General features: G+C 72.0%; 15 protein-coding genes. 8 read left to right on the top strand and 7 right to left on the bottom strand.

Features of this window, described 5'->3' with window-relative positions:
* Nucleotides 1–10 precede the first annotated feature (10 nt).
* Nucleotides 11–2,407 (bottom strand): DEAD/DEAH box helicase, encoded by a 2,397-nt coding sequence (locus ACZ4EG_RS25755; RefSeq protein WP_467792246.1) that lies wholly within the window; start codon nt 2,405–2,407, stop codon nt 11–13.
* A 485-nt stretch (nt 2,408–2,892) separates the two neighbouring features.
* On the opposite strand from ACZ4EG_RS25755, the gene ACZ4EG_RS25750 reads away from it, so the two are divergent.
* Nucleotides 2,893–3,651 (top strand): ferritin-like domain-containing protein, encoded by a 759-nt coding sequence (locus tag ACZ4EG_RS25750; protein ID WP_467792245.1) that lies wholly within the window; start codon nt 2,893–2,895, stop codon nt 3,649–3,651.
* 49 nt (nt 3,652–3,700) lie between these two features.
* On the opposite strand, the gene ACZ4EG_RS25745 is transcribed toward ACZ4EG_RS25750, so the two are convergent.
* From ACZ4EG_RS25745 to ACZ4EG_RS25730, 4 genes are all read right to left on the bottom strand, one after another.
* A complete protein-coding gene (locus tag ACZ4EG_RS25745; RefSeq protein ID WP_453553491.1) occupies nt 3,701–3,970 on the bottom strand; it encodes a hypothetical protein in 270 nt (89 codons plus the stop codon).
* 230 nt (nt 3,971–4,200) lie between these two features.
* Nucleotides 4,201–4,428: a DUF3107 domain-containing protein gene (locus ACZ4EG_RS25740; RefSeq protein WP_467792244.1), complete on the bottom strand. Its 228-nt coding sequence runs from the start codon at nt 4,426–4,428 to the stop codon at nt 4,201–4,203.
* 168 nt (nt 4,429–4,596) lie between these two features.
* Nucleotides 4,597–5,241 carry a TetR/AcrR family transcriptional regulator gene (locus ACZ4EG_RS25735; RefSeq protein WP_453553487.1) on the bottom strand — a complete coding sequence of 215 codons (645 nt, stop codon included), beginning with the start codon at nt 5,239–5,241 and terminating at the stop codon, nt 4,597–4,599.
* A gap of 167 nt (nt 5,242–5,408) precedes the next feature.
* On the bottom strand, nt 5,409–5,633 hold the full coding sequence (locus tag ACZ4EG_RS25730) for a hypothetical protein (RefSeq protein WP_453553485.1): 225 nt from the start codon (nt 5,631–5,633) through the stop codon (nt 5,409–5,411).
* Between the two features lie 167 nt (nt 5,634–5,800).
* Here ACZ4EG_RS25730 and ACZ4EG_RS25725 point away from each other — a divergent pair, with 167 nt between their 5' ends.
* The 7 genes from ACZ4EG_RS25725 to moeZ all read left to right on the top strand — a co-directional run bounded on the left by ACZ4EG_RS25725 (nt 5,801) and on the right by moeZ (nt 14,652).
* Nucleotides 5,801–6,814, top strand: coding sequence for an alpha/beta fold hydrolase (locus ACZ4EG_RS25725; RefSeq protein WP_467792243.1), 1,014 nt, complete (start codon nt 5,801–5,803; stop codon nt 6,812–6,814).
* Nucleotides 6,815–6,822: 8 nt separating this feature from the next.
* On the top strand, nt 6,823–8,301 hold the full coding sequence (locus tag ACZ4EG_RS25720; protein ID WP_467792242.1) for a DUF3152 domain-containing protein: 1,479 nt from the start codon (nt 6,823–6,825) through the stop codon (nt 8,299–8,301).
* A 238-nt stretch (nt 8,302–8,539) separates the two neighbouring features.
* Entirely contained in the window at nt 8,540–10,213 is a 1,674-nt protein-coding gene (locus tag ACZ4EG_RS25715; RefSeq protein ID WP_453553479.1) for a DUF3492 domain-containing protein, read from the top strand.
* Nucleotides 10,210–11,520, top strand: a complete 1,311-nt coding sequence (locus tag ACZ4EG_RS25710) for a hypothetical protein (protein ID WP_467792241.1) — start codon at nt 10,210–10,212, stop codon at nt 11,518–11,520. Before ACZ4EG_RS25715 ends, ACZ4EG_RS25710 begins: the two co-directional genes overlap by 4 nt.
* Nucleotides 11,521–11,713: 193 nt before the next feature.
* Nucleotides 11,714–12,670: an NAD-dependent epimerase/dehydratase family protein gene (locus ACZ4EG_RS25705; RefSeq protein ID WP_363294078.1), complete on the top strand. Its 957-nt coding sequence runs from the start codon at nt 11,714–11,716 to the stop codon at nt 12,668–12,670.
* Nucleotides 12,658–13,410 carry a spherulation-specific family 4 protein gene (locus ACZ4EG_RS25700; protein ID WP_467792240.1) on the top strand — a complete coding sequence of 251 codons (753 nt, stop codon included), beginning with the start codon at nt 12,658–12,660 and terminating at the stop codon, nt 13,408–13,410. Before ACZ4EG_RS25705 ends, ACZ4EG_RS25700 begins: the two co-directional genes overlap by 13 nt.
* A 63-nt stretch (nt 13,411–13,473) precedes the next feature.
* Nucleotides 13,474–14,652: an adenylyltransferase/sulfurtransferase MoeZ gene (moeZ, locus tag ACZ4EG_RS25695; RefSeq protein WP_467792239.1), complete on the top strand. Its 1,179-nt coding sequence runs from the start codon at nt 13,474–13,476 to the stop codon at nt 14,650–14,652.
* Between the two features lie 89 nt (nt 14,653–14,741).
* Here moeZ and ACZ4EG_RS25690 read toward each other — a convergent pair whose 3' ends face one another.
* Together ACZ4EG_RS25690 and ACZ4EG_RS25685 are read right to left on the bottom strand one after the other, a co-directional pair.
* A complete protein-coding gene (locus ACZ4EG_RS25690) occupies nt 14,742–16,286 on the bottom strand; it encodes an alpha/beta hydrolase (RefSeq protein ID WP_467792238.1) in 1,545 nt (514 codons plus the stop codon).
* Between the two features lie 134 nt (nt 16,287–16,420).
* Nucleotides 16,421–17,959, bottom strand: a complete 1,539-nt coding sequence (locus ACZ4EG_RS25685; protein ID WP_467792237.1) for an alpha/beta hydrolase — start codon at nt 17,957–17,959, stop codon at nt 16,421–16,423.
* Nucleotides 17,960–18,009: the final 50 nt, after the last annotated feature.

The raw sequence follows: 18,009 nt of genomic DNA, 5'->3' as shown, positions 1-18,009 counted from the left end.
GCTCGCCGGATCAGGCCTCCGGGGCCTCCACGGCCGCGGCTGCCTTGCGGGTCCGGCGCGCCCTGGGCTTCGCCTCGGCCGGGTCGCCGGTGGCTTCGGCGGCGGCTTCGACGGAGGCGGCGGCCTTGCGGGTGCGGCGCGGCTTGGCCGTCGGCTCCTCGGTGGCCTGCGCCGGAATTCCGGCGCTCACCGCGGCGGCGGCCTTGCGGGTCCGGCGCACGGCGGGCTTGGCCTCCACACCGTCGACCACGTCGACGGCGGCCGCTGCCTTCCGGACGCGGCGCGGCTTGGCCTCGGCCTCGGCGGCCTCCGGGGCTTCCACGACGGCCGCGGCGGCCTTGCGGGTGCGGCGCGGCTTGGGCTCCGTCGCTTCGGCGGTCTCCGCGGCGGCCTCGGGGGCGGCGGCGGTCTTCCGCGTGCGGCGGGGCTTGGCCTCCGTGCCCTCGGCCGTGTCCACGGCGGCTTCGGCGGTGGTGGCGGCCTTGCGGGTGCGGCGGGGCTTCGCCTCGGTGGCCTCGGCCGTGTCGACCACGGCCTCGGCCGCCTTGCGCGTACGACGGCGCGGCGCGGCCTCGACGGCCTCGGCGGCGGTCTCCGGCGCCTCCACGGCGGCCGCGGCGGCCTTGCGGGTGCGGCGCGGCTTGGCCTCGACGGCCTCGGCCGTGTCGACCGCGGTCTCGGCGGCAGCCGCCGGCTCCGCGGCCTTGCGGGTGCGGCGGCGCGGCTTCGCCTCCGGCGCCTCGGCGGGGGCCGTGGCCACCGGTGCCTCGGGCTCGGCGGCGACCTCGGCCGTGCTCTCGGCCGGCGTCACCGGCTGCTCCGCCGACTTGCGTGTACGGCGGCGGCGCGGCTTCTCCGGGGTCTCGATCGCGGCAGGACCCTCTGCCGTGGTCACCGCGGCCTCGGCGGCCTCGGTCACCGTCGGCTGGGCGGCCGCGGCCACCGGCTGCTCCGCGGACGCCCCACTGCGGGTGCGGCGACGGCGGCGCGGGGTCCGGGTGGACGTCGGCTCCTGTGCCTCGGCGGCTTCGGCGGCCGGCGACGCGGAGTCGACCGGAGTCGTACCGGCCGTGGAGTCCGTGTCCGCTCCGCCGCGCGTACGGCGGCGACGACGCGGCGTACGCGCCGGACGCTCACGCTCACGCTCCGCGGAACGGTCCTCGCCATGACCACTCTGGCCACCCCGGCCACCGCGACCGCGCGCACCGCGGCCACCGGTCTCGCCCAGGTCCTCCAGCTCCTCCGCGTTCAGACCGGCGCGCGTGCGCTCCGATCGCGGCAGAACACCCTTGGTGCCCGCGGGGATGCCGAGGTCCTCGAAGAAGTGCGGGGAGGTGGAGTACGTCTCCACCGGGTCGTTGAAGCCCAGCTCCAGCGCCTTGTTGATGAGCTGCCAGCGCGGGATGTCGTCCCAGTCGACGAACGTGATCGCCGTACCCTTCGCGCCCGCGCGGCCCGTACGGCCGACACGGTGCAGGTACGTCTTCTCGTCCTCGGGGGACTGGTAGTTGATGACGTGGGTCACGCCCTCGACGTCGATGCCGCGCGCGGCGACGTCGGTGCAGACGAGGACGTCCACCTTGCCGTTGCGGAAGGCGCGCAGCGCCTGCTCGCGGGCGCCCTGGCCGAGGTCGCCGTGGACCGCGCCGGAGGCGAAGCCGCGGCGCTGGAGCTGCTCGGCGATGTCGGCGGCCGTGCGCTTGGTGCGGCAGAAGATCATCGCCAGTCCGCGGCCGTCGGCCTGCAGTATGCGGGCGATCATCTCCGGCTTGTCCATGGAGTGCGCGCGGTAGACGAACTGCTTGATGTTGGCGACGGTCGCGCCCTCGTCGTCCGGCGCGGTGGCCCGGATGTGGGTGGGCTGCGACATGTACCGGCGCGCGAGGCCGATGACCGCGCCCGGCATGGTCGCCGAGAACAGCATGGTCTGGCGCTTGGCCGGAAGCATGTTGATGATCTTCTCGACGTCGGGCAGGAAGCCCAGGTCGAGCATCTCGTCGGCCTCGTCGAGGACCAGGCACTTGACGTGGCTCAGGTTGAGCTTCTTCTGGCCCGCGAGGTCCAGGAGCCGGCCCGGGGTGCCGACGACCACGTCGACGCCCTTCTTCAGGGCCTCGACCTGGGGCTCGTAGGCCCGACCGCCGTAGATCGCGATGACGCGCACATTGCGCACCTTGCCCGCGGTCAGCAGGTCGTTGGTGACCTGCGTGCACAGCTCGCGCGTGGGGACGACGACGAGCGCCTGCGGGGTGTCGGTGAGGGATTCGGGGGCGGCGCGTCCGGCCTCCACGTCGGCGGGGACGGTCACGCGCTCGAGGAGCGGGAGGCCGAAGCCCAGCGTCTTGCCGGTGCCGGTCTTGGCCTGGCCGATGACATCCGTGCCCGAGAGGGCGACGGGGAGCGTCATCTCCTGGATGGGGAAGGGAGTGATGATGCCGACGGCTTCCAGGGCCTCGGCGGTCTCGGGAAGGATCCCGAGTTCTCGAAACGTCGTAGTCAGGGTGCTGCCTCTTCTGTGAGTCGCGGCGCGAGGCGAGCGCGGGGGGTCTTTGACGGACCGTGCCGGGGACGTCGGCTGCCTTACGGGCAAACCCCTCGGGCAAGCCGTATGGCACGGGACCACTGCCGACGCTCTAGCGCTCGTACCGCTGAGGGTGTCCCTCCGGTTGTCGTACGCACAGTGCCGTACGGCCAGGAGGGCTGTCGGGTCGGAGCCGATCGGGCCACCGACCGGGCATCCTCATACGTGCGGCCTGTCGAGGTACGACGACGTACCAGCAGGCGCATTACCACCATACCCCGGAATCGCGCACATGCGATGGCCGATTTGGTCACGTAGTCGTCGTCACAGTGGTTGACCAGGGGCTTCCGACGGGCGACGGGCGGGCTATTGTGCGCTTCATGACGAGCTCTGACAAGCCTGACAACGCCCCCGTGGAAGCCTCGCCCGAAGCCACCGGAGTCGCCGCCCAGGACTGGGCGAAGGCCTCCGGCGACCCGCAGTACCGCGCCGCGGTCGTGGACCTGCTCGGCGCACTCGCCTACGGAGAGCTCGCGGCGTTCGAGCGGCTCGCGGAGGACGCCAAGCTGGCGCCCACGCTGGCGGACAAGGCGGAGCTGGCCAAGATGGCCTCGGCCGAGTTCCACCACTTCGAGCAATTGCGGGACCGGCTCACCGAGATCGGCGAGGAGCCCACCCAGGCCATGGAGCCCTTCGTCGCCGCCCTCGACGGCTTCCACAAGCAGACGGCGCCCTCGGACTGGCTGGAGGGCCTGGTCAAGGCGTACGTGGGCGACTCGATCGCCAGCGACTTCTACCGGGAGGTCGCGGCCCGCCTCGACTCCGACACGCGCGAGCTCGTCCTGGCCGTCCTGGACGACACGGGACACGCCGGCTTCGCCGTCGAGAAGGTGCGCGCCGCGATCGACGCCGACCCGCGCGTGGGCGGCCGTCTCGCTCTGTGGGCGCGGCGTCTCATGGGCGAGGCGCTCTCGCAGTCCCAGCGGGTCGTCGCCGACCGGGACGCGCTGTCCACGATGCTCGTCGGAGGCGTCGCGGACGGCTTCGACCTCGCCGAGGTCGGTAGGATGTTCTCCCGGATCACCGAGGCGCACACCAAGCGGATGGCGGCGCTGGGACTGGCGGCGTAGTTGCTTCGCCCCGGCGCGGGGTGCTTCCGCGGACGGCGCCGGTCAGGTCCTACGCCGGGGCTGATCGTCGCCGGAGTCTCCCGGCCGGGCGCAGCAGCAGCGACAGCGAGGCGGCGGAGACGATCGCCGCGCCGAGGAGGCTCAGCAGGACCGTGCCGGGGCCCAGCGCGCTGTGGGTGATGAAGTCACCGAAGAGGGCTCCGGCCACGCCCGTGCAGAACACCAGGGGACGGGCGGGCAGCCGGTGGGACAGACGGCGGACCGCCGCCCACGCGAGGACCGCGCCGAGCAGGGCGGAGCCGACAGCTTCCAGGATCATTACGGGTCCCTCCCACACGGCCGGCCTGCGCTTCACGGTCGTAGCCCGTCATACCCGTGACCTGCGGAATGCAATCCTCCCCTGTGGGTGACTTGTGCTCCGCATGTGGGGCTCTTCCGCGCAGGGGTGTGCAGGCTTTTTCCCCGCGGGAGGCCACAGGTTTCTTGCGGGAGTTCACACGGAAAGGGGCCCGACAGCTGTACGCCGTCGGGCCCCTCCGTCAGCTGTGACTACAGCGCGCTGAAGCCCACCTTGCGGACCGTCGGCTCGCCGAGCTCGACGTACGCCAGGCGGTCCGCCGGCACCAGCACCTTGCGGCCGCGCTCGTCCTCGAGGCTGAGCAGCTGCGTCTTTCCGGCCAGGGCCTCGGACACCGACCGCTCGATTTCCTCCGCGCTCTGACCGCTCTCCAGAACGATCTCGCGGGGCGCGTGCTGCACGCCGATCTTGACCTCCACGGCTATGTCCCTCCGACGGTCAGTGAAGTGCGCGACCTTCCGCGCCGTACCCAGCACACATTAGCCCGGTGAGGGGACCCGCACGCAGCGCGCAAGAACGCCAGGAGCGAACAGCGGCCGGGAACAAACCCGGCCGACGTGCCCACGACCCTCGACGGCTCTGTTCGGTCAGTGGTTCTGTTCGATGCCGTGCAGCGGGAAGCCGGCGATGCCCCGCCAGGCCAGCGAGGTCAGCAGCTGGACCGCCTGGTCGCGCGGGACCGTGCGGTCGCTGTGCAGCCAGGAGCGCGCGACCACCTGGGCGAGCCCGCCGAGACCGGAGGCCAGCAGCATCGACTCGGCGCGCGACAGGCCCGTGTCCTCCGCGATGACGTCGCAGATCGCCTCGGCGCAGTCGTTGGTCACCTTGTCGACGCGCTCGCGCACCGCGGGCTCGTTCGTCAGGTCGGACTCGAAGACCAGGCGGAACGCGCCCCCCTCGTCCTCGACGTACGCGAAGTAGGCGTCCATGGTCGCCCGGACGCGCTGCTTGTTGTCGGACGTCGACTCCAGCGCGCCCCGCACGGCCTGGATCAGGGACTCGCAGTGCTGGTCCAGCAGGGCCAGGTAGAGGTCGAGCTTGCCCGGGAAGTGCTGGTAGAGCACCGGCTTGCTGACCCCGGCGCGCTCGGCGATGTCGTCCATCGCGGCAGCGTGGTAGCCCTGCGCCACGAAAACTTCCTGGGCGGCGCCCAGCAGCTGGTTCCGTCGGGCACGGCGCGGAAGGCGAGTGCCCCGCGGGCGTGCCGCCTCTGTCTGCTCGATGGCTGTCACGCCGCCTCCCAATGTCGTCCACATGCGGTGTGCGCCGCGCGGCCATCGTACTTTTCAGTAACCGTGGTGTGCGCGGTGCGAGCGCAGAATTTCACGTACCGGACGGCGGCGAAAGCCCGTCGAAGGGCAACAAACGGGGCAGGTCACTCCCCGTGTCCCCGTCGGCGTCAGCGGTAATCGTCCTCGTCGAGGGACACGACCCGCCTCTGTTCGAGGAGATCCGCCTCGTTCGCGACGGCCGGGTCGACGTTCTCCAGGGGGTCGTCACGGTCCGGTGCGACGTCCGCGTGCTGTTCCGCGGCGTCGTTCTCGGGCGCCTCGACGTCGATCTCCGCGGCCTCGTCGTCGGCGAGTTCCTCGAAGACATCCGGATCGGTGGGGTCAACGGCCATGGCGGGCTCCCTTCCGTGGAATGTTGTCCCTGGGAGAAGCAGGGGCGACAAGCGGGTGCCCTCTGTAAGAGCGTAGGAGACACCCGATTCGGACGCTATGCGATTCAGGCCTGTTCTGTGACCGCGAACACACGATCCACTGCGTGATCGTCTCGTAACATTGGCGCATGTCTTCGACCGAGCTGCCGTTCGTGCCTGCCACCAGCGTGCTCCCGAAGGTGGCGCGCGTCAGGGTCGCGGAGGGCGAGCGACTGGGTCCGGTGACGCTTCCCGGTGCCACGCTGTCCATCCGGTCGAGACCACCCGCGCGCGAGGGACTGCCGCCCGCGCTGTACGTCCATGGGCTCGGCGGTTCCTCGCAGAACTGGTCGGCGCTCATGGAGGGGCTGGACGGTGTCGTCGCCGGCGAGGCGGTCGACCTGCCGGGCTTCGGCGACTCCCCGCCGCCCGACGACGGCGACTACTCCATTACGGGACACGCGCGCGCGGTGATCCGCTATCTCGACGCGACCGGACGCGGCCCTGTCCACCTCTTCGGGAACTCGCTCGGCGGCGCTGTCGCCACGCGCGTCTCCGCCGTGCGCCCCGATCTCGTACGGACGCTCACGCTCGTCTCGCCCGCGCTGCCCGAGCTGCGCGTGCAGCGGACCGCGGTGCCGACGGGGCTGCTGGGGGTGCCCGGCGTGGCCGCGCTGTTCACCCGGCTCACCAAGGAGTGGACGGCCGAGCAGCGGGTCCGCGGAGTCCTGGGGCTGTGCTACGGCGACCCGGGGCGGGTGACGCCCGAGGCATTCGGACACGCCGTGGACGAACTGGAGCGGCGGCTGCAACTGCCGTACTTCTGGGACGCGATGGCGCGTTCCGCGCGCGGGCTGGTCAACGCGTACACGCTGGGCGGGCAGCACGGGCTGTGGCGCCAGGCCGAGCGCGTCCTGGCCCCGACCCTCCTGATCTACGGCGGCCGCGACCAACTCGTCGGCTACCGCATGGCCCAGCGGGCGGCCCGCGCCTTCCGCGACTCCCGCCTGCTCTCCCTGCCCGACGCCGGGCACGTCGCGATGATGGAGTACCCGGAGGCGGTGGCCGCGGCGTTCCGTGAACTCCTCGCGGACCTGGGGGAGTCGGTGCCGACGGCCCCCGACGGCGGTTCCGGCGCGGTCGACGCGGGTGCGGGGAGCTGAGGGCCGACGTGGGACGCCACAGCCGCCGCGGATCCTCCGCCAAGAGCGATGCCGCGGACATAGGGGGAAGGCGGGGGCCACGAGACTCCGCCGGGATCGAGGGGCCGCCGCGTGTGCCCGGTCCGGGGGCGGGTCACGTACCGCTCCCCGGACAGCGGCAGGCACCGACGGGCGAGGGGACGGGATTCGCCGACGGGACTCCCGCGCGCGGCGTGCCGCGTCTTCCTGACGGCACGCCGGCTCATGGGGTGCCGCGTCTGCCCGACGGGACTCCCGCGCGCGGCGTGCCGCGTTTCCCCGGCGGCACGCCCGCCCATGGCACCCCCCGTTTCCCCGACGGCACTCCTCAATCCCGCGGTGGGCATCCCGAGCAGCGTGAAGCCGGGGGCGGCTGGGGCGAGTTGAGAGGGCGTGGCGGTGCGCCCGGAGCCGGTGCGCCAGGGCTCGGCGTGGCGGGGCCCGGCGTGGCCATACCGCGGCAGCGACAGGCGATGCCGGGCGTACCGCGGCAGGACTACCTCGACGCCTTCGACGAGGACGACGACGTCTTCACACCCCGGTCCGGAGCCGGCATCAGCGCCCAGCGCACCGAGTCGCCCACCCTCGACACCGTCCCGACTGTCCCCGAGCCCGACGCGGACGACGGCACGCCCCCGGCGGCGCCGTCCGGGGAGACGAAGAGCACCAAGGGCCGGGCGTTCACCGGCATCGCGGCCGCCGCCGTCACCACCGTGCTCGCGGTGGTCGTGGCCGGGCAGGTCGCCGACAGCCGCGACGACGCCGATGTGCGGTCGCAGTCGGCCACCGACCAGGCCCGCGCCGACCAGGACTCCACCTCGCGCGGCCAGGGCCGGACCACACCGTCCGCGGCGCCGAGCGTGGCGACGCTGACGTACGAGCAGAAGATGGACACGAAGTACCCGCTTGGGGTCACGCTCAAGGGCTCGGGGAAGTTCGAGGCCGTACCCGGCGTCGACAGGGCGCCCGGCAAGGGCCAGAAGTACACCTATCGCGTGGACGTGGAGCAGGGGCTCGGCCTGGACGCCGAACTCTTCGCCCAGGCCGTGCAGAAGACGCTCAACGACAACCGCAGTTGGGCCCACGGCGGCGCCCGGACTTTCGAGCGCATCTACTCCGGCAAGCCCGACTTCGTGATCACACTGGCCAGCCCCGGCACCACCGCGCAGTGGTGCGCCAAGTCCGGTCTCGACACGACGGAGGACAACGTGTCGTGCGACTCCGCCTCCACCGAGCGCGTGATGATCAACGCATACCGGTGGGCGCAGGGCAGCAAGACATACGGGAACGAAATCCACGCCTACCGGCAGATGCTCATCAATCACGAGGTCGGCCACCGGCTGGGCTACGGCCATGTGAGCTGCGACAGGAACGGCGCGTTGGCCCCGGTCATGCAGCAGCAGACCAAGTTCCTCGACCACGACGGAATCCACTGCCTGCCCAACCCCTGGCCCTACCCCAAGAGTTGACATGCGCCTCGCGCGTCGTGCACCGGTCGGTGGCGGGCGAGGGTGTGACGTTCCGTGTTCGAACCATCTCTTAGCGCCAGCGAACGTCAGTCGCACGGGAAAGTTACTCGCGTTCACCCCTTTTGGTGGCGCGATGGACAACCGTCCGTCGCGCCACCGTCATGTCCGCATACGTTCGTCCCGCTGTGAGCCGCCACCGTGACGGCGGCTCCTCACACGGGAGATCGGGGGTGCGCTCGTGCGCATCGGACTGCTTACGGAGGGTGGCTATCCGTATCTGAACGGTGATGCCAGGCTCTGGTGCGACCGGCTCGTGCGCGGGCTCGGGCAGCACGAGTTCGACATCTACGCGCTCAGCCGTGGCCGGCAACAGGAGGACGAGGGCTGGATCCCGCTTCCACCACAGGTCAGCCGGGTCCGCACGGCCCCGCTGTGGAGCGCCGAGGACGACGGCGTGGTGCACGGGCGGCGCGCGCGCCGGCGCTTTGCCGGCTGCTACGGAGAACTCGTCGCAGCGGTCTGCACCGGATCCGATGACCAGGCGGACCGTTTCGCCACTGCGTTGTACGGGCTCGCGGAACTCGCGCGCGACGAGGGCGGACTGGTCGGCGCGCTCCGCTCCGAAGCCGCCCTGCGCGCGCTGGAACACGCCTGCCGCGCACCCGGCGCACCGCGCACGGCGCGCGAGGCCCGTGTGCCGGATCTGCTCGCCGTCGCCGCGCACCTCGAACGCAGCCTGCGCCCCCTGTCCCTCGACTGGTACGAGGACGACGGCCTCGGCTCTGTCGACCTGTGCCATGCGACCGCCGGCGGCGCGGCGGCGCTGCCCGGACTGCTCGCCCGTCACTTCTCCGGCGTACCGCTGCTGGTGACCGAGTACGGCGTGCGCCTGCGCTCGCACTACCTCGCCTCCGCCGAGGCCGCTCCCGCCGTGCGCGCGCTGCTCGCCTCCTTCCACGGCAGGCTCGCCGCCGAGGTCTACACCCGGGCCGCGATCCTCACACCGGGCAACGCGCACGCCCGCCGCTGGCAGGAGCATTGCGGCGCGGACCGCTCAAGGATCCGCACGGTCTACCCGGGCATGGAGGCGTCCCGCTTCGCGGAGGTGGGCGAGTCCGCCGACCACGCCGAACCGGGCACGCTGGTGTGGGTCGGCCGGGTCGAACCCGCCAAGGACCTGGTGTCCCTGCTGCACGCCTTCGCCGAGGTCCGCAAGGAGGAGCCCAAGGCGCGGCTGCGCGTCGTCGGCGCGGCGACGGGCGCCGAGGGCGAGGCGTATCTGGGCCACTGCCGGGCGCTCGCCGCGCAACTCTTCCCGGACGAGGCCGAGGGCGTGCACGCGGTCGGCGACAACCCGGTCTCCTTCGAGGAGATCGGAGAGCCCGACGCCCCGTCCCTCGCCGACGTGTACGCCTCCGGCGCCGTGACCGTCCTCTCCAGCGTTGTCGAGGGCTTCCCGATCAGCCTGGTCGAGGCCATGTTCTGCGGCCGCGCGACGGTGTCCACGGATGTCGGCGCCGTGGTCGAGGTCATCGGCGGCACGGGGCTCGTCGTACCGCCGCGCAATCCGCGGGCGCTCGCGGAGGCGTGCGTGGCGCTGTTGCGCGACCCCGAGCGCCGTGAACGCCTCGGCGCCGCCGCCCGTGCCCGGGCGCTCGAACTGTTCACCGTTGAGCAGAACATCGCGGCATTTCACGGCATTTACCTGGAGATCCTCTCGCACTGCCCGGTCCGCCGGGTCGTCCTCGGCGAGACCGGCGAACCCCTCCCGTTCGCCGTCCCGGCCGAGGCCCATCTCCCCGGGCGCTGGACCGGTTCCGCGTCCCGCGTCCTGGCACGCGGCGGCCCCGCCTGGGCCTCCGGCCCACCGGTGCGAGCCACCCCCTTGACGCTCACGGAGGGAGTCCGATGAGCGACCTGGGCGAACTGGACCGCCCCGGAACCCCGAGCAGCCCCGGCGCGTGGGACACGCGCTCGGAGGGGTGGCTCGCGGGGGAGGAGCCGGAGCCCGCTCCCGGGGACGGGCGGGCACAGGACTCCTCGCGCGGGGCCGAACCGCCGGCGACCGCGGGCGGCAGAGCCCGCGCGGGCACGGTACGGAGCCGCGGACCCGCCGTCCGCCGGGGCGCCGCGGACCCCGTGAAGGCGCTGATGCACCGTCACCGCGAGCTGTGCGAACGCGCCGTGGACCCGCTGGAGATCGCGGCGGGTCTGGAGGCGCACGGCGTCACCGACCGGACCGCCGCCCGCTTCCGCCACCGCGACGTCTTCTCGCTCGCCGAGGAGATGTACGCGCGCGTGCCCCGCGACGACGACCCGCTCCCGCCCCCCGACCCCACGGCCGCGCCCCGCGCACGCGCCGACTGGGCCCTGCTCGCCCTCCTCCCCGGAGCGCTGAGCGCGGCGGTCGTGACCGCCCTGCACCTCACCCACGGCCGAACGCGCCTTGTGGCGGTCACCGTGGGCGTCCTCGCCGTGACCCTCGGCGTGCGCGCGGCACTGCGCCGCGGCCCGCTCGCCACCCCACCCGACGGCCACATGTGGCGCACGCCGCTCGGCACGCGCGCGTCCGCCCCCTGGCTCCTCGCCTACGCCCTCCTCGGCGACGGCCTGCTCCACGCGGTCCTCCAGGGCGGCCCCGACGGCCCGCCCACCGGCGCTGCGGGCGGCCCCTGGCCCCTGGCCACCGCACCCGTCCTGGCCCTCGCCCTGTCCTGCGCCCCGGCGGCCTGGACCGCCCATCTCTTCGCCGCACGCATCCACCGCAGGCTCACGGGCAGCCGCGGCCTGGAGGAGTTCACCGCCGCCGCACGGCCGCTGCTGCTCGGCACGGTCGCCCTGTTCCTGAGCGCCCTCACGGGCCTGGCCGCCCTGTCCGGCACGGCCCTGCACGAGCCCGCCGCTCTCCCGCAGGTTCTCACCCTGGGCGCCCTCCTCCTGCTCGCCCGCCTCCTCACCGTGCACCACCATGCGCACGCCCCGGCCCGCGTCCTCACCACCGCGGCCGCGGTCGAGGCGACGGCCCTGGCCCTGGTCCTCGGCGGGCGGCTCCCCGGGTGCGCCTTCCTGGCGGCCCCCATCGAGACCCTCGTGGACACATGGGGCGAGGGCAGCGTCCCCGCGCTCGCCTGCGGGACGGCCGCCCTGGCCCTGTTGCTCCACGCGGCCCGCACCCTCACCCGCGCCTCGGCGCACACGCCGACGGGAGAGCAGCGATGACCGGCACGCCACCGCTCCCTTCGCGCCGGAGCCGCCCACCGGAACCCAGACCTTTTCCAGCCGCAGGCGCCCTGCCCAGCCGCCGGAGGCAACCGCATCATCCCTTCGAAGGAGAACACCAGATGACCACCTCCCGACCCGGAGCGCCCGGAGCCACCGGAGCAGCCGGAACGCACACCCCGGGAGCCGCACGATGAGGGTCCTGCTGATCGGAGCCAACGGCTACCTCGGCCGTTTCGTCGCCGACCGCCTGCTCGCCGACCCGGCCGTCCAGCTCACCGCGCTCGGCCGCGGCGACGACGCCGACGTCCGCTTCGACCTCGCGTCCGGCAGCCCCGGCGCACTCACCCGCTTCCTCGACGCGGTGCACCCCGGCGTCGTCGTCAACTGCGCCGGAGCCACCCGCGGCGGCGCCCGCGAACTCACCCGGCACAACACCGTCGCGGTCGCCACCGTCTGCGAGGCCCTGCGCCGCAGCGGCTGCGGCGCCCGCCTCGTGCAGATCGGCTGCAGCGCCGAGTACGGCCCCAGCCAGCCCGGCTCCTCCACGGCCGAGGACGCCGTCCCCCGCCCCGGCGGCCCGTACGGCGTCAGCAAACTCGCCGCCACCGAACTCGTCCTGGGCTCGGGTCTGGACGCCGTGGTCCTCCGCGTGTTCTCGCCCGCCGGACCCGGCACACCGGCCGGCTCCCCGCTCGGCCGCCTCGCCGAGGCGATGCGCCGCGCCATGCAGTCCGGCGACGGCGAGCTCAAGCTCGGCGGCCTGGGCGTCCAGCGCGACTTCGTCGACGTCCGCGACGTGGCCCGCGCCGTGCACGCCGCCTCTCTCTCCGCCGCGCAGGGTGTCATCAACATCGGCTCGGGCCGCGCCGTCCGCCTGCGCGACGCCGCCGCCGTTCTCGCCCGCGTCGCCGGATACGGCGGCGCCCTGCACGAACTCGACGGGCCGCCCGGACCCCTGAGGGCATCCATCGGCCACCCGCGCCCCGACTCCGACCACGCCCCGGTCGCGTTTCCGTACCCCGACGGCTGCGGCAGCTGGCAGCAGGCCGACGTGCGCACCGCACGCGACCGGCTCGGCTGGCGGCCCCGCATCAACCTCGAAGAGTCCCTCGCCGACATCTGGATGGAGGCGGCATGCCGCATCTGACCAGCATCAAACGTGGCACCGCGGGCACCGTCGCCCGCACCGGCTTCGGCATCCCAGGCTTTGCGCATCCCCTGGTGGCCCCGATGGAGTGGGGCGAACTCACCCGCCCGGGCACGCCCCTGCACTGGGTCGTCCTCAACGTGTCGGGCGGCGGCCCCGGCATGCGCCCCGACCCGCACTGCCTGGAAGCGGCCGGCCGGCTGCGCAACGCGGGTGTCCGTGTTCTCGGTCACCTCGACGACATCTACGGCGCCCGCGCCTACGCGGACCTGCTCTCGGACGCGCACCGCTACCTCGACTGGTACCGGGTCGACGGCTTCCTCCTCGACCGCTGCCCCGGCGAGCGCACCTCGCTCCCCGAGGTCCGCCGCACCGTCGACGCGCTGCGCGCGATCAGCGCCGACGCCCATGTCGTCCTCGGCCACGGCACCCACCCGCACCCTGGCTACGCCGCGAACGCCGACCAGTTGGTGACCTTCTCCGGCTCCTGGGCCGACTACCGCTGGTCGCAGGTGGCGGAGTGGACCGCCGACTACCCGCCCGACCGCTTCTGCCACTTCGTGCACGGCGTGCCCCGCGGCCATCTCGACGAGGCGCTGCGCATCGCCCGCTGGCAGGGCGCGGCGACGATCTACTTCACCGACCGCACCGATCGCGGCGGCCGGGCCGACCCCTGGGAGACCATGCCCGGCTACTGGGACGAAATCGTCTCGCGGATCGGAACGGGTGTCTCGGAATGAAGAAGGCCATGGCAGTGTTACAGGGAGAACAACTGTAGTGATTGACCGACCAACGGAGTCCCCGTGTCGTTGCCACCCCTGGTCGAGCCAGCCTCTGAGCTCACCGTAGACGAGGTCCGCAGGTACTCCCGCCACCTGATCATCCCCGATGTCGGGATGGACGGGCAGAAGCGGCTGAAGAACGCCAAGGTGCTCTGTGTGGGTGCCGGCGGCCTGGGTTCGCCGGCGCTGATGTACATGGCCGCGGCCGGCGTGGGCACGCTCGGCATCGTGGAGTTCGACGAGGTCGACGAGTCGAACCTGCAGCGTCAGATCATCCACAGCCAGTCCGACATCGGCCGCTCCAAGGCCGAGTCCGCTCGGGACACCGTCAAGGGCATCAACCCGTACGTGAACGTGATCCTTCACGAGGAGCGGCTCGAGGCCGACAACGTGATGGACATCTTCAGCCAGTACGACCTGATCGTCGACGGCACGGACAACTTCGCGACCCGCTACCTGGTCAACGACGCCTGCGTGCTGCTGAACAAGCCGTACGTGTGGGGCTCGATCTACCGCTTCGACGGCCAGGCGTCCGTCTTTTGGTCGGAGCACGGCCCCTGCTACCGCTGCCTGTACCCGGAGCCCCCGCCCCCCGGCATGGTTCCCTCCTGCGCCGAGGGCGGCGTCCTCGGCGTGCTGTGCGCGTCCATCGGCTCCATCCAGGTCAACGAGGCCATCAAGCTGCTCGCCGGCATCGGTGAGCCGCTGGTCGGCCGGCTGATGATCTACGACGCCCTGGAGATGCAGTACCGCCAGGTGAAGGTCCGCAAGGACCCGAACTGCGCGGTCTGCGGCGAGAACCCGACCGTCACCGAGCTCATCGACTACGAGGCCTTCTGCGGCGTCGTGTCCGAGGAGGCCCAGGAGGCGGCCGCCGGCTCGACGATCACTCCCAAGCAGCTCAAGGAGTGGATCGACGATGGCGAGAACATCGACATCATCGATGTCCGCGAGCCGAACGAGTACGAGATCGTCTCCATCCCGGGCGCCCGGCTGATCCCGAAGAACGAATTCCTGATGGGCACCGCCCTGGAGACCCTCCCGCAGGACAAGAAGATCGTCCTGCACTGCAAGACGGGTGTCCGCAGTGCGGAAGTCCTCGCCGTGCTGAAGTCCGCGGGCTTCGCGGACGCCGTGCACGTCGGCGGCGGCGTGATCGGCTGGGTCCACCAGATCGAGCCGCACAAGCCGGTCTACTAGGCCCACGCCTTCCCCGGTCCCGGAGGGGCTCGGCACCATGGGTGCCGGGCCCCTTTCCGTTGCCCGGGGGCCTTGGCCCGACGGCGGCGCTACGAGCAGACCTTGCCGTCCTTGGGCACCGTCCCGTCGAGCAGATACGCGTTCACCGTCGAGTCGACGCAATCGCTCCCGTTGCCGTACGCCCCGTGTCCCTCGCCCTTCCAGGTGAGCTCCACACCGACACCCTTGCCCAGCTCGTCCGCCATCCTGCGGGCGCCCTCGTACGGCGTCGCCGGGTCCCCGGTGTTGCCGACCAGCAGGATCGGCGCCGCACCCGGCGCACTGACCTCCGGGGTGTCGTACTGTCCGGGCACCGGCCAGTCGTGGCACCAGCCGGCCGTGTCCCAGCCCAGGAAGTCCCCGAACACCGGCGAGATCTTCTCGAACTCCGGCTGCAGCTTCTTCGTCTCCGTCAGCGTGGGCCGCTGCTTGTCGTCCAGGCACGATATGACCCGTTGTGCATGCGTGGTCGTGCCGTAGTGCCCCGCGGAGTCGCGCTCGTTGTAGTTGTCGGCGAGCGACAGCAGCTTCGAACCGTCACCCTGTTCGGCGGCCTTCAGGGCGCTGGTGAGCGTCGGCCAGCTGGCCTCGCTGTACAGCGGCAGGACGATTCCGGTGACCGCGAGCGTCTGTGTCAGCTTGCGCCCGGACGACGTCGGGAGCGGCTTGGCGTCGATCCCGTCCAGCAGGTTCACGATCTTCTGCGAGCCCTGCTTCGGGTCCTGGCCCGTGGACTTGAGGTAGTCGTCCAGGGCCCGCTGGAAGCCCCGGGCCTGGTTCTCGGCGTGGCCCACCGAGTCGGCGCTCGGGTCGACCACCGCGTCCAGGATCAGCCGCCCCACGTTCCTGGGGAACAAGTGGGCGTACACACCGCCCAGTTCGGTGCCGTAGGAAATGCCGAAGTAGTGCATCTTCGTGTCGCCGAGGACCTGGCGCATCAGATCCATGTCGCGTGCCGTGTCGGTCGTCGACACATGCGCCATCAGCTTCCCGGCGGCCTTCTTGCAGCCCTTGCCGAAGTCGGTGGCGTCCTGGAAGTAGGCCTGTTCCTCGGCCGGCGTGTCCGGGGTGGCGTCCACCGTCTCGGCGGACTGGATCTCCCGGTCGCCGCGGCAGCGGATGCCCTCGCTCGCCCCGACCCCGCGCGGGTCCCAGCTCACCAGGTCGTACCGCTGGCGCAGCTTGGAGACCGTGGCCGCGTAGTACGGCATCATGGACACGCCCGAGCCGCCCGGACCGCCGAAGTTGAACAGCAGCGAGCCGATGTGGTCGCCTCCGGTGGCCTTGGCATGGATCAGTGCCAGGCCGATCGTCTCGCCGTCCGGCTTCGCCCAGTCCAGCGGCACCTTGAGCGTGGCGCACTGCCAGTCGGCGCTCGGCGCCGGGGCGTCTTTTGTGGCCTTGCAGCCGCCCCAGGCGAGCTTCTGCGCCGTGAGCGAGGCGGGCAGGGCGGCGGACGTGGCGGTCGGCGATCCCGACGGCGTATCGGACCGGCCCTTGCCCTCGTCCCCGCTTCCGCCGGACGATCCGCTGCTGCATCCGGCCACCAGCACAGCTGCTGCGACCGTGGCCGTCCATCGTGCGAAACGCGACATGTGCACCCCCCTCACGAGCTCTCCGCCCTGAGCCGCGGGGAGCAGTCAGGCCATAGTAGGCGGATCAAGCCGAGCCTGTGCCGGCCTGTGGATAACTCTCTGACCTGCGACTTCTCTCGGCAATCCGAGTGAGTTCAGGAGCAGACGGTCCCGGCCGGCGGCACCTTCCCGTCCAGCAGATAGCCGTTCACCGTGTCCTGCACGCACTTGTTCTTGCTGTCGTACGCGCCGTGTCCCTGCCCCTTGTACGTCAGCTGGACGCCGACGCCCTTGCCGAGCGCGTCCACCATCTTCCGCGCGCCCTCGTACGGGGTCGCGGGGTCGCCGGTGTTGCCCACGACGAGGATCGGCGCCGCCCCGGGCGCACTCACGTCGGGATGATCGGCGGCACCCGGTACTGCCCAGTTGGTGCAGCTGAGCATGCCCCAGGCCAGGAAGTCCCCGAACAGCGGGGAGGCGGAGCGGAACTGCGGCAGCCTCTGCTCGACGAAGTCGGCCGTGTACCGCGGTTTGTCGTCGGCGCAGTTGATGGCGGTGTTCGCCGCGGTGATGTTGCTGTACTCGCCGTTCTCACTGCGGCCGTTCATCGAGTCGGACAGCAGCATGAGGATCTTGCCGTCGCCGTCGTAGGCCTGCTCAAGACCCTCCGTGAGGTACTCCCAGAAGTCCTTGGAGTACAGGGACTGCGCGATGCCGTTGGTCGCGGCGGTCTGGGTCAGTTGGCGGGGGAAGATGCCCGGGATCGGTTTCTTGTCGAGGTCACTGAGCAGCTTGGCGATGCGGTCCTTGACGTCCTGCGGGGTGTCGCCGATCGGGCACTCGGTGGTCTTCGACGTGCAGTCCTCGGCGAAGTTGTCGAGCGCGAGCTGGAAGCCCCGGGCCTGCCCGAGCGAGCTCTGTTCCGGGTTCTGCGTGGGGTCGACGACCCCGTCGAAGACGGCCCGGCCCACGTTCTTGGGGAACAAGTGGGCATAGACGCCGCCGAGTTCGGTGCCGTACGAGATGCCGAAGTAGTGCAGCTTTTCATCGCCGAGGACCTGGCGCATGAGGTCCATGTCGCGGGCGGCGTCCGTGGTGCGCACATGCGGGAGGACCCTCTTGGAGTTCTTCTCGCAGGCCCGGTTGAACTGCTTGGTGCGGTTCAGGAGCTGGGCGCGCTCGGCCGCGTCGTCGGGCGTCGCGTCCTGCTGGAAGAACTCGTCGAGCTGCGCGTCGCTCTCGCACTCGACCGGGTCACTGCGCCCGACCCCGCGCGGGTCGAAGCTCACCAGGTCGTAGCGGGGGCGCAGCTTGGCGTAGTCCTCGCCGAAGGCGGGCAGCGTGGTGACGCCGGAGCCGCCGGGGCCGCCGAAGTTGAAGATCAGCGAGCCGATCCGCTTGCTCGGGTCGCCGCTAGCCTTCGCCCGGATCAGCGCGAGGCCGGTGGTGGCGCCTTTGGGGTTGTTCCAGTCGAGGGGCGCCTTCATGGTGGCGCACTGCCAGGTGCCGCCGTTCGGCAGCGGCGACGGGGGGCTGCCGCCGCCCTCGGCCGGGGACGGCGCCGGGCAGTCCTTCCAGTCCAGTTTCTGCGCGGTCAGGTCCCCGTCGCCGGAGCCGCTGCTACAGCCCGCCACCAGGGAGGACAGCAGTACGACGACGGTCACGGCGGCGCGGATCCGGAAGGGCTTCGGCATGCTCCCATCCTGGGGCGGGGCACGGTGGGGCGCTCGGGGCGCGGGCCGTA

Source organism: Streptomyces sp. NPDC025638, assembly GCF_055558775.1.
The sequence above is the reverse complement of the archived record's forward strand: the minus strand, read 5'-3'. Positions and strand labels throughout refer to the sequence as shown.